Raw genomic sequence first — 16,428 nt, 5'->3', positions numbered from 1 at the left:
AGAAGTCGTCCGGCTTGGGCTTGAGTAAAGGAGAAAAATAATGGAAAAATTAGAGATGCTTTATGAAGGTAAAGCGAAAAAGGTATTTAAAACATCCGAGTCAGGAACGTATTGGATTGAATATAAAGATGACGCCACTGCATTCAATGGCGAGAAAAAAGGGCAAATTGCCGGAAAAGGAACGTTAAATAACGAGATTAGTGCCATTTTTCTTAGTTTGTTGAAAGAAAAAGGGTTGGACAATCATTTTATAAAAAAAATCTCATCAACCGAACAGATTGTACAGCAGGTGGAAATTATTCCCATTGAGGTGGTGGTTCGAAACATTACGGCAGGATCACTTGCAAAAAGGCTGGGATGGGAGGAAGGGAAGGAACTCCCTCAAACGATAATGGAATTCTACTATAAAAATGATGAACTAGGGGACCCTTTGATTAACCAAGATCACATCGCCATTCTTGGCTTAGCAACAGAGGAAGAATTAGCAGACATTCGAAACCAAGCTTTGAAAATCAATGAAATCTTAAACGAATATCTTTTAAACAAAGATCTAATCTTGGTTGATTTTAAATTGGAGTTTGGCAAAAGTCCAGCTGGAGATATCATATTAGCGGATGAAATCTCCCCGGATACGTGTCGTTTTTGGGATGCCCATACAAAGAAAAAATTAGATAAAGATCGGTTTAGACGGGATTTAGGAAATGTAGAGGAAGCCTATCAGGAAATCCTACGAAGAATTGGGGGTAGTGTTAATGTTTAAAGCAACGGTGTATGTAACATTAAGAGAAAGCGTGTTAGACCCACAAGGGAATGCCGTCCACGAGTCGCTGCATTCGCTTGGGTACGATGAGGTTGGGGATGTACGAATCGGGAAATACATGGAGCTTGAAATACAAAGCGATGATCAAAAGGCAGCAGAAGAACGGGTCAGGGATATGTGTGAAAAGCTGTTAGCCAATACCGTAATTGAAGACTTTAGGTTTGATCTTACCAAGCTGGAAGGATAGGAGGGGAGTAAGTTGAACTTTGCTGTACTGGTTTTTCCTGGTTCAAACTGTGATGTAGATATGTATAAAGCTATTTTAGATTCGATTGAACAGCCTGTTGAATATGTATGGCATCTAGAAACGGACCTATCAAAATATGATGCGATCCTTGTTCCTGGAGGATTCTCTTATGGCGATTATTTGCGGCCGGGGGCTGTAGCGAGTCTGTCTCCTGTCATGGAGCAGGTCAAAATCGCAGCGGAGGAGGGGAAATTGGTTCTGGGAGTCTGCAATGGATTTCAAATTCTGACCGAAGCGAATCTTCTGCCAGGTGCTTTAAGAAGAAATCAACGATTAAAATTTCATTGTGACACGATTGATTTAACAGTAGAAAACAACCAAACTCCGTTCACATTAGACTATCAGGAAGGCGAAACGATCCGCATTCCTATTGCCCATGGTGACGGAAATTATTATTGTGATGAAGAGACTCTGAATCAGTTAGAAAAGAATAATCAAATCGTATTCAGGTATAAAGGGACGAATCCAAATGGCTCGATTTCTGAAATTGCCGGGGTAATCAATGAGCGAGGCAATGTGTTAGGATTAATGCCCCATCCGGAACGTGCCGTTCATAAATGGCTGGGAACAGATGACGGAAAACGGATGTTTTCATCTATTTTAAGTTACTGGAGGAAACGATATGGCACAGCATAAAGAACCAACTCCTGAACAAATCGTGGAGCAGAAGGTCTATCGGGAAATGGGTTTGACGGACGAAGAGTTTGAGAAAGTAATCGAGATTCTCGGGCGGAAACCGAATTATACAGAAACGGGCATCTTTAGTGTGATGTGGTCCGAGCATTGCAGCTATAAAAATTCGAAGGTTGTCCTCAAGCGTTTTCCGACTTCCGGCCCTCACGTTCTTCAAGGTCCTGGTGAAGGAGCGGGGATTGTCGATATTGGAGATCAACAAGCCGTCGTGTTTAAAATTGAAAGCCACAATCATCCATCGGCCATTGAACCTTATCAAGGGGCTGCTACAGGGGTTGGAGGTATTATTCGTGATGTTTTTTCCATGGGTGCGCGCCCGATTGCGCTATTGAACTCATTAAGATTTGGCGAACTTGATAATCCAAAAACCAAATATATATTTGAAAATGTGGTCGCCGGTATTGCTGGATATGGGAATTGTATGGGCATCCCTACGGTTGGCGGCGAGATCTACTTTGATTCTTCTTATGAAGGAAATCCCCTTGTTAATGCGATGTGTGTAGGTTTAATAGATCATAATCAAATTCAAAAAGGCGTGGCGAAAGGGATTGGTAACCCAGTTATTTATGTTGGCGCGGCTACTGGAAGAGACGGCATTCATGGAGCGACCTTTGCATCAGAAGAGTTAAGCGAGAATTCCGAAGCAAAGCGTCCCGCTGTCCAAGTGGGCGATCCTTTTATGGAAAAATTGCTGCTGGAAGCGACTCTAGAATTGATTGCTTCTGGTCACGTGGTAGGGATACAAGACATGGGGGCAGCAGGCTTAACCAGCTCCAGCTCCGAAATGGCAAGTAAAGCGGGAAATGGCGTTGAATTGGATCTTGATCTCGTTCCACAACGCGAAAAAGGAATGAGTGCCTATGAAATGATGCTCTCAGAATCACAAGAAAGAATGCTGGTGGTTGCGAAAAAAGGAAAAGAAGAAGAGGTAAAAAAGATTTTTGACAAATGGGGACTTCACTCTGCTGTGATTGGCCGGGTAACAGATGATAACCAACTCCGTTTACTTCACAAAGGAGAGGTGGTGGCGGAAATCCCAGCAGACAAGCTGGCAGAAGACGCGCCGGTCTATTGTAAGCCCTCTAAAGAGGCTCCTTATTACGCACAATATTCATCATTAGACCCGACTCAAACAATAGCAGAACCAAATGACTATAATACCGTCTTGAAGCAGTTGCTATCATCACCTACAATTGCCAGCAAAGAGTGGGTGTATCAACAATATGACTATATGGTGAGAACCAATACAGCTGTCATACCGGGTTCAGATGCTGCGGTAGTAGCCATCCGCGGAACAAGGAAAGCATTGGCGATGACGACCGATTGTAATGGAAGATATGTTTATCTTGATCCATACGTTGGAGGAGCGATTGCGGTAGCAGAAGCAGCCCGTAATGTCGTGTGTTCCGGTGCGGAGCCATTAGCGATTACCGATAACTTAAACTTTGGCAGTCCGGAAAAACCGGAAATCTTCTGGCAGTTTGAGAAGGCGGCAGATGGCATAAGTGAAGCGTGCCGTCAGCTTAATACCCCGGTCATTGGCGGAAATGTTAGTCTCTATAACGAGACAAAAGGCGAAGCGATTTTTCCAACACCAACGATTGGAATGGTGGGGTTAATTAAAGATATCGATCATATCACGACGCAAGAATTCAAAAAAGAAGGAGATTTAATCTTTCTCATTGGGGAAACCAAATCAGAATTAGGCGGTTCAGAATACCAGAAAATCGTGACAGGAAAAATTGAAGGGCGTCCACCTGGGATCAACCTTGAATTGGAAAAGAAAATTCAAGATTTCACTCTAAAAATCATTCAAGAAGGATTGGTACATTCCGCCCATGATACAGCCGAAGGTGGTATTGCAGTGGCTCTAGCGGAAAGCTGTATAGGCGGAAAACTGGGAGCGGACATTCAATTAACGGAAGAACTTCGATCAGACTTTACTCTTTTTAGCGAATCTCAATCTCGTATTATTATTTCTGTCTCACCGGAACATGTGGAAAGGATAAAGGAAATGGCGAATGAGCTTCAGGTACCGATAAAAGAAATCGGCATCGTTAAAGGTACGGAATTATTGATTACACATCATGGTAAGAACGTCATTTCTCAGCCGGTTTCTGAATTGGATGCAGCATGGAGGAATGCCATTCCAGACATCATGCGTTCGGGATTATTAAAAAAGTTCAACATGCAGGAAATCTCTGCAAGTTTACCGTAAAGGAGGGGAAAAAGATGAGCGACGCATACCGCCAAGCAGGAGTCAATATAGACGCAGGAAATGAAGCAGTTGAAAGAATGAAAAAACATGTCAAAAAAACCTTCCGACCCGAGGTATTAACTGGATTAGGAGGTTTTGGAGCTCTTTTTAAACCAGACTTAACGGGGATAGAAGAACCAGTGTTTGTTTCTGGAACGGATGGTGTAGGGACCAAATTGAAAATTGCCTTTCTGATGGACAAACACGATACCATTGGAATCGATGCGGTTGCCATGTGTGTAAATGATGTCATCGTCCAAGGGGCCGAGCCGCTTTTTTTTCTAGACTATCTCGCCTGCGGTAAAATCATCCCGGAAAAAATTGAAGCCATCGTGAAAGGAATTGCAGATGGCTGCTTGCAGGCAGGATGTTCACTTATTGGCGGCGAGACAGCCGAGATGCCGGGGATGTATGACGCAGAAGAATATGATATTGCCGGCTTTACAGTGGGAATGGTGGATCAAAAACATGTCATTGATGGATCCAAAGTAAAGGAAGGCCAGGTCCTCATTGGGTTAGCGTCTAGTGGTGTACATAGCAATGGGTTTTCGCTTGTCCGAAAAGTGCTATTAGAAGACGCTAAGCTTTCGTTAGATGATCATGTAGCTGAACTAGGAGCTAAATTGGGAGAGGTATTACTAGAACCAACTAAAATTTATGTAAAATCGGTCCTTTCTACAGTACGGAAATATCATGTGTCTGGTCTGGTACATGTGACAGGCGGGGGCTTTTACGATAACATTCCACGAATTTTACCCAAAGGTTTACAGGCTGAAATAAAGGATGGATCTTGGAAGGTCCCTCCGGTTTTTTCCTTTATCCAAGATGTCGGTAAAATTTCTGATTATGATATGTTCCGAACTTTTAATATGGGAATCGGGATGATTCTAGTCGTTGATTCTGCAGACTCACGTGAAATTTTGGAGCACCTACAATCGATAGGTGAAGAGGCGTTTGAAATTGGTTCAGTGCAAAAAGGAACCGAAGAAGTCGTATTCAAGAAGGGGTAAATATGAAAATTGCTGTTTTTGCTTCGGGTACGGGGTCTAATTTTGCAGCAATTTTGCAAGCTATCCAATCCCAAAAAATTACGAACGTTGAAGTAGTTTTACTAGTTAGTGACCGCCCTGAAGCCCTAGCAGTCCAGAAAGCTAAGGATGAATTGATCCCAGTGTTTATTTTTAATGCCAAGGATTATCCCAACAAACAATCTTATGAAGAAGACATTCTTAAACAGCTAACACAACTGGAGGTTGATTTCATTGTATTGGCTGGCTATATGAGACTGTTGGGTCATGTTTTACTCGAGGCTTATGATAGAAAAATCATTAATGTTCACCCGTCCTTATTACCAGCATTTGCAGGCAAAGATGCCATCGGCCAAGCGCTCGATTATGGGGTAAAGGTGACGGGTGTCACCGTTCATTATGTGGATGAGGGAATGGATACCGGTGCGGTTATTGCCCAGCGAGCGATTACAATTGATCCGGATGAGACAAGAGAAACATTAACAAAAAAGATTCAGGAGCAGGAGCACAGCTTGTTACCAGAAGTGATCCAAAGTCTTGCGAAAAAGGAGGCAGCAAAATGAGAAGGGCCCTGATAAGTGTGTCAGATAAAACCGGAATCTTGGAATTTGCACTGGAATTACAAGCCCTTGGAGTTGAAATTATCTCAACAGGCGGCACGGCCAAAATGCTGGCTGAAGAAGGAGTAAAGGTAACAGGGATATCTGAGGTTACTGGTTTCCCGGAAATATTAGACGGAAGAGTGAAAACCCTTCATCCCAATATTCATAGTGGTCTTTTAGCCATAAGGGATAAGCAAGAACATCTACAGCAAATTGAAGAGCTGGGCATTCAGCCAATTGATTTAGTGGTTGTGAATTTATATCCCTTTAGAGAAACCATCTCAAAACCGAATGTTACCTATGAAGAAGCGATTGAAAACATTGATATTGGCGGTCCAACCATGCTGCGTTCAGCCGCTAAAAATCACGCTTTCGTGACGGTTGTAGTAGATGCTTTGGATTATCCTGGCATTCTGAACGAAATGAAAAATGGCGGTGTCACCCTTGAAACGAAAAGACGGTTAGCGGCGAAAGTGTTTCGCCATACAGCTGCTTATGATTCCTTAATTTCTAACTATTTAACTAAGCAAATAGGGGAAGAATGGCCCGACCAATACACCGTTACCTTCGAGAAAGCCCAAGATTTACGGTATGGAGAGAACCCTCATCAGAAAGCGGCGTTTTATCGAAACCCATTAGCCAAGTCCGGAACATTGTCCACGGCTGAACAATTGCACGGAAAAGAATTGTCTTACAATAATATCAATGATGCAGACGCCGCTTTAAAATTGGTAAAAGAATTTGAGCAGCCAGCTGTCGTAGCGGTGAAACATACAAATCCATGCGGAGTAGGTGTCGGAGACACCATCTTTAATGCCTATCAAAAGGCTTATGAATCAGATCCTGTTTCAATTTTTGGCGGGATTATTGCCGCCAATCGTAAAATTGATCGACCAACAGCAGAGAAGATGAAGGAAATATTTCTTGAAATCATTATGGCACCTGATTTTGATGAAGAGGCATTGGCTGTATTGAAGGAAAAGAAAAACCTTCGCTTGCTTAAAATCGGTGATGTGAAAATGGAACCGGAACCTGAATTGCTGCTTTCTTCTGTTTCAGGTGGGGTGTTAATACAAGAAGATGATGTAAAACAAATTAGTGCGGAGGATCTTCGAGTAGTAACCGAAAGAAAGCCTACCAAAGAAGAAGTAGAACAACTTCTCTTTGCCTGGAAAGTGGTGAAACATGTAAAGTCGAATGCCATTGTGATAACAAAGGATTTTCAAACAATCGGCGTTGGTGCCGGCCAAATGAATCGAGTGGGGTCGGCGAAAATTGCTATTCAGCAAGCGAGTGATAAAGCAGTTGGTTCCTTCCTTGCTTCCGACGCCTTTTTTCCGATGGCTGACACCGTTAAGGAAGCAGCGAAAGCAGGTATTACGGCGATTATTCAACCAGGTGGATCGATTCGGGATGATGAATCGATTGAAGCCGCAAATAAACATGGAATCGCCATGGTGTTTACGGGCATCAGGCATTTTAAACACTAGGGGGTAAAACGGAATGAAGGTGTTAGTGGTAGGAGGAGGCGGCCGTGAGCATGCGATCGTATGGAAACTGTCTCAAAGTCCTAAAATAAGGAAATTGTATTGCGCTCCTGGTAATCCTGGAATTGCACAATTAGCCGAGTGCGTTTCGATTGGTGTTTTAGAAATAGAGAAATTAGCGGATTTTGCTATAAAAGAACAAATAGATCTTACTTTTGTGGGACCAGAAGAGCCACTTTCGAATGGTATTGTTAATTATTTTAAAGAACAGGGGTTAGCGGTATATGGTCCATCAAAGGAAGCCGCACGGATTGAGGGGAGTAAAGCATTCGCCAAAGAAATAATGATAAAATATCAAATCCCCACTGCGAAATATGCGGCTTTTACAAATTATGAGGAAGCACTTGCCTATGTACGCAGTGAAGGAGCACCCATTGTGATCAAAGCGGATGGACTGGCTGCAGGAAAAGGTGTGGTTGTGGCGTTAAGTTTAGAAGAAGCTGAGGATGCCCTTAAAAGTATGATGCAAGATGTGACATTGGGTTCGGCAGGAGTCAGGGTGGTGATTGAGGAATTTCTCGAGGGGGAAGAGTTGACCCTGCTCTCTTTTGTCCATGGTTCTACCGTGAAGCCAATGGTAGCTTCTCAGGATCATAAGCCAGTGTATGATGGTGACAAAGGGCCAAATACTGGCGGGATGGGAACGTATGCACCTTTACCGCATATTGAGTCTTCAATGGTTGAGCGGATTATTGAGACAATCGTCGAACCTACCGCCAAGGCGATGGTAGAGGAGGGAGTACCTTTTGAGGGGATTCTCTATACGGGGTTGATGCTGACGAAAGAAGGGCCAAAAGTCATTGAATATAATGCACGCTTTGGCGATCCGGAAACCCAGGTTGTTCTGCCTTTACTAGAAACAGATTTACTTGAAATTGTAACTGCAAGTCTCACTGGAGAATTAGAAAATGTTGAGGTGAAGTGGAAGGACAACGCGGCGGTTTGCGTCATTATGTCTTCAGCAGGATATCCGGGCCTTTACGAAAAAGGTGAAGTGATTTCTGGATTGGACCAAGTCGTGCAACCAACGATGATTTTCCATGCTGGTACTGCTGAGAAGGATGGCCAGATTATTACAAATGGCGGCCGAGTTTTAGGACTTACGGCGATCGGAGAAACGCTTAAAGAAGCACGGGAATTAGCTTACCAGTCAGTTGAAAAGGTATCTTTTAAGGGTGCTCATTACCGGACAGATATAGGAGCAAAAGCATTCCATTGATTCCATAGGGACGGACCTCTTGGTTCAAGTTAGGCTAAAAGTAGACCAAAAGAACCGTCCCGACGCTCCAAATTTATAAGCATTGCTAATTAATCTGCCGATAAAGAAAGCTCGGAGCAATGAACTAGGAGAACATTATATAGAAAATTTGAATCTTGGATTTCACAATAATCTGAGGAGTAATGGTGTAGAAGAATATATTTCTTACCATTGTACCGAACTAATTTTCTTTTCAAGTAGAACACTCCTTTAAATGGAACTTTAATAGATTAATTTACAAGTATTGGCTCCACCTACGCCAAATACCATGACAGCCACACATGCTATCCCCACTAGTAATAGAATAATAAATCAATGTTAAGAGCCTGCTATGTGGATGTTAAGGTACTGTAAATGTTTGGTTAAATAACTCCATAGGGAAGGTTCGCTTGTGTTCAAGTTAGACTAAAAGTAGACCAAAAGAACCGTCCCGATGGTTTCTAGCAAAAAGTAAAATAATCGGAGATTTTTCGGTTAAATTCAGAATGGAGCTCGTTTCGGGGGATATAAGTGGAGGTTTTCCGACTATACAAAGCTAAATCTCCTATTTTCGAATATTTTGAGCCAATAGACGGAATCTCTCCGTCTATTTAAGCCTTTTTAAATAATAATTACCAATTAAGCGAAATTTTTCCGTCTATTTATAAGTGAGGATGCTTAATCTTACATGATCCCCGACCGATAAGTGCGGACCCTCTTGGAGAATGGCCCGTTGCTGAAGACTGATCTTATTGAAAATTAATCTAATTTGTATAAACAAGAAGGATTCTAAGGATATGGTTATTGCGATCCAGCTGGAAAGTTGCAATAAGTTAAGATATATTTCAAAATAAAGAATGAATGGAATTTTTAGCGGAGCTATGGATTTTTTATCTTTAACAACTAACATACGGCAAATCATGGTAGTGTAACGGAGGCCGATACTCCTATGATTCTAAGAGTAGTTCTAGAGATTGAGAGTCTATTAAACTATAAGTTTCCAAAGGAGTATGTTGATGTTGTCCTGTTAGATAATGGAGGACATCCAGAGCCAAATAGGTTTGATACTACTAAAAGAAAAGGATACGTAATGGATCGCTTACTAACTCTTTTGAATGAACCAACTAGTTTATAAGTATTATTTATTATGTGAAGGATGGCTTACCGGATGGAATTATTCCTTTTGATATAAAATTACCGGGGATTTAATATGTTTCGACTTCAAACAAAATCCTGAAACTCCGAGTATTGTAATGGAAACACGAATTGGCACCTGATGGAGTGGATGTAGGAAGTCAAGACGAAATAAGAAAAATTGGGTTAGAATATATGAATAATACTATGAATATATGAATTCCTTATATTAAAAAATGATTTGGAAGTATGTCTTTAAATAAATAACGGAGGATTCATCATGGGTATATCTAAGCAAAAGTTTGCCATCATTGTTCTTTCAGGTTTAGTGTTAGCCGGTGGAGGAATGAAAGGTTATAAGTTTTACCAAGAAGAAAAGAATGAAACTGGGATCAAAATTCAACAAAGAGTAGAAAAAGAAGCTTCCCAAGAAGGGATTGGAATTGCAGAAACGAAGGTTATTAGTGCGGAAATGAATCCGATACAAGAGAATATAGAAGCTGCTGAAGAAGCAGTCCATTTATTGCCTGAAAGCGAGGAAAAAAGAGAGCTATTGGATAGGGTAGCTATAGTGAAAGAAGCGTTTGATCAAAATCTAAAGGTCAAAGAAGAAACACGTTTGGCAGAATTAGAAGACGACATCAATCAAGCCATAATCTCTTTAGGTTTAGATAAATCACCGTCAGAAGGAGACGTATTAGAGATCCTTCATAATATGACTCACCAAAAAGTTCGTTCAGAAGAAAAATGGGGATTTGTTCATATGTCAGAAGTGAACCTTTTAGCCGTGAAAGAAGTTCTTCGGGAGAATCCTACATTTAGTCAAAATATTGAAATGCTTGCTATCGTCACGGATTGGTTAAATAATGATTTTAGTAATATTGTCGCTGAACATAACTCAATATGGAAAATGAAGGATGGTTCTGTTGGAAAAGCGTATGGAATCTTGAGCCCAAGCGAAGAAGCCGAGCTAGTAAAGGAACAATTTGGAGTTCAGCAATAACATGTTTAAAGAAATGTAGAGTTCAGGTCGGTTTACCACACACTAATACATAATTAAAAGAAATGACTTGAAATACGCGACAACAGTGACTGCATAAGTTGGTTTAGCCAAAGAAGTCCCAAGGAATTAGAATTCCTGGGACTTCTTTTATCAACAAGTTATTGATATTATTTCATTTTTCGTAAATCTAAATACTGAACGGTCTTTCCATCTCGATCAATCTGAACGATTAATTGGTTTTTATTAAATCGATAAATGATTTGTTCACAAGTGGCACTTTCATAGCAGCTAACGATTTTAACTTCATTCGGGTTTCCGTAAGCATGGAGGATTTTATTTTTCTCAGTTGGGTTGGAAGGTGTTTTCAAAAATTCTGGATACACTTGCAGCTGTTCAATGGAGTCTTTGTCTGCATTGATCGTGACACGCATCTCCGGTACCTTCATTTTTATAATAAAGAGACTTGGTATTCTTATCATCCTCTGTTTTAGTTGGTTCCCCGAATTTTTGAACAAGCTGATCATAAGAAGACCCTACAGTGACTCCATTAATATGAAGAAGCTTCTCAGTTACAGAAAGCGACTTTTATCTGGTTATTCTTTAACTTCTTGATCATTTTCTCCGCTTTGGATTTACTAGAAAAGGCACCTGACTGAACGCGATAATATGTTTTACCATTGATAACTTTTTTCACAACGATCGCTTCAATCTTAATCTTTTTCAAAAAAGCGACTCGCTTATCTGCATTACTTTTCTTGCTCTTTTTTAATTCATTAAGCAAGAGTATAAAGGAAGGGATAGAGAAATTTTACGTAAAAATCAGGGATCGATTAAGACCCCTGGTTTCCAACTGTTTTAAATGTCCAATAATTATTTAAGATAAAATTGATGATAGGAATAACCAATGTTGTCACTATCTCTCCTATTGAATAATGAAGAGACAGAATAGTAACGACTAAATACATAATTAAAAAATTCAATGTGAAACCAACGGCTGAAACAACGAGAAAGCGTAACAATTTATCGTAAGAGAAGTCGCTGCCAAAGGTATACTTTCTGTTAAGTAGAAATGAAAAATAAGACATGATGACAAATGAGACAGCTGTTCCGAAAAGGGGACTTTTGCCAAGAATCTCAACTAAAACGAAAACAGAAAGATAATAGATGAGTATGCTTACACACCCTACAACACTGTATTTTATAAATTTATGAATCAGGTCTTTACTTACAAGCATTCTTAAAGCCTCTCATTCTATTTTTTCTTTTTACATAATAACATACTGAGGATATGGTATATACTATCTATCTGAAAAATTACGATAAGGACAGATATATTTCCAAAACAAAGGACAAATAGAATTTTTAACGGAGCTAGCTGGGTTCGAAACTGAACAACAGGATGAAAAAAAAGCTTCCCAAAGAGAGCGTAGGATTTGTGGAAACAAGGTCATTAGTACGGGAAATGAATTCACCCTAAGAGAACAATTTTAAAAATTAAAAAGCTCAGTTTAAAAACTGGGCTATTTATTTAACCTAAATTATTTGATTTTGGATACTTTTATTAATTACATCAGGAACTTCGTGAAGTGAATCTACCGTTAAAAAAGCACTTCTATGATCAACGTTAACTTCAACCATATTATATTGCCATTCACTTTCTGCTGGAATGTAAATGGCATGGATATCCAATTCCAATGCAGGGACAATATCAGTTCTTAATGAATTTCCCACCATCCATGTTACAGTAGGGTCCGCTTTAATCGTTTTTAAAATATCAGATAGGGCTGTTGTATCTTTATGTTCTGAAATAAAAATGCGATGTTCAAAAAATGTAGTCAATTCTAACTGAGTAATTTTTCTGCGCTGATTAGCTTCATCTCCTCCTGTATGCAAATACAGTTCATGTCCATCTTCTTTTAAACGTTGTAGCGTTTCATTCATGAATGGAATAGGCTCAACAGGAATCTCGAATACCTTAAAACCCAACTCTCTTAAATAGTGGATTTCATCTTTTTTCTTTTCCCTCCCAGTCAAATCGCAATAGTAATGATAAGTACCAACAAATGACTCAGGAAACCGATCTGACTTTAGACCATGCTGACTAATCGCTGCAACATCAAGTTGAAGCTGCTTCTTTTTTATATCATCCTCAGTAATCGAGTCAAACCACGCCGTCATTTGGTCAGCGAATTCATCTATAACTAGGTTAAAATACCGATTACAATACGACAATGTATCATCAAGGTTAAATAAGATGTTTTGTTTTTTCATGTTTCCCCTCCTTTTCAAGAATATAGCTCTATTTATTGTTCCACTATAGCTTAGTTATATTACGGATAAAGTTAGCAAAATGTCAGATAATGAGCAGGTGGAAAAGAATCATTCGCAAAATGGAAATAGGGGTGTAGATGATGTCCATTGAAAAAGTAGTCCAACGGCAAATTGAATACTACAAAAGTCAGATATAGAGGGCTTTGCGAGTACATATGGCCGATGATATTACCGTTTACACCTTCCCGGATAATACCATCACCTTAAGTGGCAAGCAGGCACTGATTGAAAGATATACCGAAACCTTCAAAAAGAAAATGTTTGCTGAAATTAAGAATCGTTCCATCGTCGGAAACAAGGTCATTTATTATATATCCTCGAACTACTAATTGGATAAAATTAACAAATTAGTGATGTACAACTATAAAAATTTTAAGAGGATTTTAAAAATCAAAAAAATATTTGAATTATCCGAAAATTATGTTAAATTAATATTAGAGATACTTACGTGAAATAGTAGAATAAAACTCAAGATCTTATATGACCAAAATAAAATAACCGTTTGCAATAAAATTGCATATCCAATAAACTGAAACACCACCCAGAGTTGTAAGTTTATTCGATATGCATTTTTTGTGATAATTAATGTCATATTCAATAAGTAAAGGTTTTTTTTGCTAGGAATGTCATCTATTACTGTAAATAAGGGATATTTACATAACACAGATAATGCTATTAAAAATTTCTTTTAAGAAAGTGGAATATACTAGCTAAGTTGAAAGTATTAATCAATGACTCCAAATTTTTTTTGCGCTTAAACTGATATATCAGATATTAAATTATAAAACTGATATATCAGATATCATAAACATAATTTTCTTTAAAAGATAAGGACGGTGAATTCAGTAATGAATTATGAATTTAAGTTTCCGGATGTTGGCGAAGGATTACATGAAGCAGAAATCGTTCGCTGGCTTGTTTGTCAAAATCAATTCATTAAAGCAGATGACCCTGTGGTAGAGGTACAAACGGATAAATCGGTTGTCGAAATTCCCTCACCTGTTGCAGGAAAAGTAGTATCACTTGCAGGAGAAGAAGGTTCAATTATTCGAGTTGGGGAGGTCCTTATCACGATTGAACAAGTGAATAAACAGAATGTTCATTCTGCTCATCAATCTCATCCAGATCGAACTTCAATGGCTAGCAAAGTGAATTCGGTTATAAATGAAAGCGCTTCACAAATTCTAACGAAACCCGCCAAAAGAGCCTTAGCTGCACCGACAGTACGAAAATTGGCACGTGAGTTAGGTGTTAACCTAGAAAAAATTGAAGGAACCGGACCTGGCGGAAGAGTTTTGGAAGAAGATGTTAGAACAGTCAATAACACTATAACTCTATCAACCTCCTCAACAGTTCAAGATCCTGTTACTGAAAAAAGGGTAGAACAAGTAAGCGAGAATAAGGTTGAAGAAGTCCCATTTGTCGGGCTTCGCAGAAAAATTAGTGAAAAAATGATTAAATCGGTTTATACCATACCTCATGCCACTGGTATGACAGAAATGGATGTAACAAAATTGGTTGAACTAAGGAAAAGTCTTTTACCTTTTGCAGAAGAACAAGGCTGTAAACTAACCTACCTGCCTTTTATAATCAAGGCTGTTACCAAGAGCTTAAAAAAATATCCTTACCTAAATGCGAGTCTTGATGAAGAACGGGGTAAAATCATTTTGAAAAAGTACTACAATATCGGCATTGCCACAGCGACAAAAGACGGTTTAATTGTTCCCGTTGTTAAAGATGCAGATCAAAAATCCATTCTGGAAATTGCTCAGGAATTGGAAATCTTGACTGAGAAAACACGCCAAAGAAAAATAGATGCCAAGAGTCTGCAAGATGGAACTTTTACGATTAGCAGTACTGGCAAAATTGGAGGAGCCTTTGCAACACCAATCATTAATCACCCAGAGGCTGCGATTCTCGGTGTGCATGCAATCAAAGAGAAACCAGCAGTAGTAAATGGGGAAATCGCGATTCGCAGTATGATGGGAACCTCATTATCATTTGACCACCGCTTGATTGATGGTGAAGATTCAGGATTATTCTTGGATTCTGTTACTCAAATTCTAGAAAATCCTGAATGCTTGCTATTGGAGGTACGATAAATGGTTGTCGGAGACTTTTTGTATCAGACAGAAGTTCTAGTAATTGGTGGAGGTCCCGGGGGGTATACTGCAGCTATTAGAGCTGCTCAATTAGGAAAAGAAGTGACCTTAGTGGAGAAAAAGGCTCTTGGCGGTGTTTGCCTAAATGAAGGCTGTATCCCATCCAAAGCATTGATTGCGCAAGCGGATCAATTTTATAAATTAAAAAAGTTGGCAGATAGAGGAATTGAAGTTCAGAAAGCAAGTTTAAATTTCCGAAAATTCCAAAAATGGAAACGGACGGATGTTGTTTCAAAGCTGGCAAATGGTGTTGCTGCCTTATGCAATAAAAATAAAGTCAATGTAATTTACGGAGAAGCTGTTATTACAGACCATCAAGAAGTTCGCATTATGACAGAACACGGCTCTCAGCGTTACCACTTTCAACAATGCATTCTTGCAACCGGCTCATGCCCATTGGAACTTCCCATGCTGCCTTTTGGGGAGAGAATCCTATCTTCTTCAGAAGCATTAGAGCTTACGGAGATTCCAAAACAATTAATTATTGTCGGCGGAGGATATATTGGGATCGAAATGGGAACAGCTTTTGCAAAGTTAGGATCAAAAGTCACTATTTTAGAAGCAGCACCAAATATTCTGCCTAGTTTTGAAAAAAGCATGGTGGAATTGATTAAGAGAAACCTTAAACGATTGGGAGTCACCATCCATACTAAATCAGTAGTTAGACAGAGTGAAGCGACCGATGATGGGGTAAATATCACAATCCAAATTGGAGATAAAGAAGAAGTCATTTCAGCTGATTACTGCTTAGTTACCATCGGCAGGACTCCAAATACAAGGCAACTAGGATTAGAAACAATCGGGATTACACTAACAGATACAGGATTGATTGAAACAGATCAGCAGTGTAAAACGAATGTTCAAAATATTTTTGCAATAGGTGATATAACACAGGGGTCTGCATTGGCCCATAAGGCAGCTTATGAAGGGAAAGTGGCCGCAGAAGTGATTGCTGGAATCGATCGGGTTATCGATTATGTAGCGATGCCAAGCGTTATCTTCTCAGATCCGGAAATTGCCTGTGTCGGGCTGACTGAACAGCAAGCAAAAGAACAAGGCTATGAAGTTAAAGTCGGTAAATTTCCGTTTTCCATAAATGGTAAAGCACTCAGTTCGGACGAAACAGAAGGCTATGTGAAAATCATCGCCGATCAAGACGAGCGAGTGATCGGTGTTCAGATGATTGGATCACAAGCTTCCAATCTAATTGGAGAAGCAGCGCTTGCCATTGAAATGGGAGCAAAAGTAGAGGATATTTGCTTGACCATCCATCCGCATCCGACCTTGACGGAAGGGCTGCTCGAAGCATCGGAAGCATTGCTCAAGAAGGCAATCCATCTGGTAAATTTCTAATTGAAAAGGGGAGG

The 16,428-nt window shown here is 39.8% G+C and carries 17 protein-coding genes; 13 read left to right on the top strand and 4 right to left on the bottom strand.

Annotated elements, in window-relative coordinates:
- The first annotated feature begins 40 nt into the window (after positions 1–40).
- The 10 genes from purC (at position 41) to QFZ28_RS16735 (ending at position 10,568) form a co-directional block, all read left to right on the top strand.
- Positions 41–760, top strand: coding sequence for a phosphoribosylaminoimidazolesuccinocarboxamide synthase (purC, locus tag QFZ28_RS16780; protein WP_307195695.1), 720 nt, complete (start codon positions 41–43; stop codon positions 758–760).
- A complete protein-coding gene (gene purS, locus QFZ28_RS16775) occupies positions 753–1,007 on the top strand; it encodes a phosphoribosylformylglycinamidine synthase subunit PurS (RefSeq protein WP_307195694.1) in 255 nt (84 codons plus the stop codon). The genes purC and purS overlap by 8 nt, the downstream gene beginning before the upstream one ends.
- Before the next feature lie 12 nt (positions 1,008–1,019).
- Positions 1,020–1,703 (top strand): phosphoribosylformylglycinamidine synthase subunit PurQ, encoded by a 684-nt coding sequence (gene purQ, locus QFZ28_RS16770; protein WP_307195693.1) that lies wholly within the window; start codon positions 1,020–1,022, stop codon positions 1,701–1,703.
- Positions 1,690–3,978 carry a phosphoribosylformylglycinamidine synthase subunit PurL gene (gene purL, locus QFZ28_RS16765; RefSeq protein WP_307195692.1) on the top strand — a complete coding sequence of 763 codons (2,289 nt, stop codon included), beginning with the start codon at positions 1,690–1,692 and terminating at the stop codon, positions 3,976–3,978. Before purQ ends, purL begins: the two co-directional genes overlap by 14 nt.
- Positions 3,979–3,992: 14 nt before the next feature.
- Entirely contained in the window at positions 3,993–5,027 is a 1,035-nt protein-coding gene (gene purM, locus QFZ28_RS16760; RefSeq protein ID WP_307195691.1) for a phosphoribosylformylglycinamidine cyclo-ligase, read from the top strand.
- 2 nt (positions 5,028–5,029) lie between these two features.
- Positions 5,030–5,608: a phosphoribosylglycinamide formyltransferase gene (purN, locus tag QFZ28_RS16755; protein ID WP_307195690.1), complete on the top strand. Its 579-nt coding sequence runs from the start codon at positions 5,030–5,032 to the stop codon at positions 5,606–5,608.
- Positions 5,605–7,137: a bifunctional phosphoribosylaminoimidazolecarboxamide formyltransferase/IMP cyclohydrolase gene (purH, locus tag QFZ28_RS16750; protein ID WP_307195689.1), complete on the top strand. Its 1,533-nt coding sequence runs from the start codon at positions 5,605–5,607 to the stop codon at positions 7,135–7,137. The genes purN and purH overlap by 4 nt, the downstream gene beginning before the upstream one ends.
- 13 nt (positions 7,138–7,150) lie before the next feature.
- On the top strand, positions 7,151–8,413 hold the full coding sequence (purD, locus tag QFZ28_RS16745; protein WP_307195688.1) for a phosphoribosylamine--glycine ligase: 1,263 nt from the start codon (positions 7,151–7,153) through the stop codon (positions 8,411–8,413).
- Positions 8,414–9,380: 967 nt separating this feature from the next.
- A complete protein-coding gene (locus tag QFZ28_RS16740; RefSeq protein ID WP_307195687.1) occupies positions 9,381–9,566 on the top strand; it encodes an SMI1/KNR4 family protein in 186 nt (61 codons plus the stop codon).
- 279 nt (positions 9,567–9,845) lie between these two features.
- Complete coding sequence (locus QFZ28_RS16735) at positions 9,846–10,568, top strand: DUF6241 domain-containing protein (protein ID WP_307195686.1); 723 nt, start codon at positions 9,846–9,848, stop codon at positions 10,566–10,568.
- Between the two features lie 167 nt (positions 10,569–10,735).
- On the opposite strand, the gene QFZ28_RS16730 is transcribed toward QFZ28_RS16735, so the two are convergent.
- From QFZ28_RS16730 to QFZ28_RS16715, 4 genes are all read right to left on the bottom strand, one after another.
- Entirely contained in the window at positions 10,736–11,014 is a 279-nt protein-coding gene (locus QFZ28_RS16730) for a hypothetical protein (protein ID WP_307195685.1), read from the bottom strand.
- A gap of 119 nt (positions 11,015–11,133) precedes the next feature.
- Positions 11,134–11,349: an SPOR domain-containing protein gene (locus QFZ28_RS16725; protein ID WP_307195684.1), complete on the bottom strand. Its 216-nt coding sequence runs from the start codon at positions 11,347–11,349 to the stop codon at positions 11,134–11,136.
- 49 nt (positions 11,350–11,398) lie between these two features.
- Positions 11,399–11,803, bottom strand: coding sequence for a GtrA family protein (locus QFZ28_RS16720; protein WP_307195683.1), 405 nt, complete (start codon positions 11,801–11,803; stop codon positions 11,399–11,401).
- 298 nt (positions 11,804–12,101) lie between these two features.
- Positions 12,102–12,839, bottom strand: coding sequence for an HAD family hydrolase (locus QFZ28_RS16715; RefSeq protein WP_307195682.1), 738 nt, complete (start codon positions 12,837–12,839; stop codon positions 12,102–12,104).
- A 203-nt stretch (positions 12,840–13,042) separates the two neighbouring features.
- Here QFZ28_RS16715 and QFZ28_RS16710 point away from each other — a divergent pair, with 203 nt between their 5' ends.
- From QFZ28_RS16710 to lpdA, 3 genes are all read left to right on the top strand, one after another.
- Positions 13,043–13,228 carry a hypothetical protein gene (locus tag QFZ28_RS16710; protein ID WP_307195681.1) on the top strand — a complete coding sequence of 62 codons (186 nt, stop codon included), beginning with the start codon at positions 13,043–13,045 and terminating at the stop codon, positions 13,226–13,228.
- 519 nt (positions 13,229–13,747) lie between these two features.
- Positions 13,748–15,001, top strand: a complete 1,254-nt coding sequence (locus QFZ28_RS16705) for a dihydrolipoamide acetyltransferase family protein (RefSeq protein WP_307195680.1) — start codon at positions 13,748–13,750, stop codon at positions 14,999–15,001.
- Positions 15,002–16,414, top strand: coding sequence for a dihydrolipoyl dehydrogenase (gene lpdA / locus QFZ28_RS16700; RefSeq protein ID WP_307195679.1), 1,413 nt, complete (start codon positions 15,002–15,004; stop codon positions 16,412–16,414).
- Positions 16,415–16,428: the final 14 nt, after the last annotated feature.

Source organism: Neobacillus niacini, assembly GCF_030817695.1.
Taxonomy (GTDB): domain Bacteria; phylum Bacillota; class Bacilli; order Bacillales; family Cytobacillaceae; genus Neobacillus; species Neobacillus niacini_F.
This window is presented reverse-complemented; position numbering and strand designations above follow the sequence as displayed.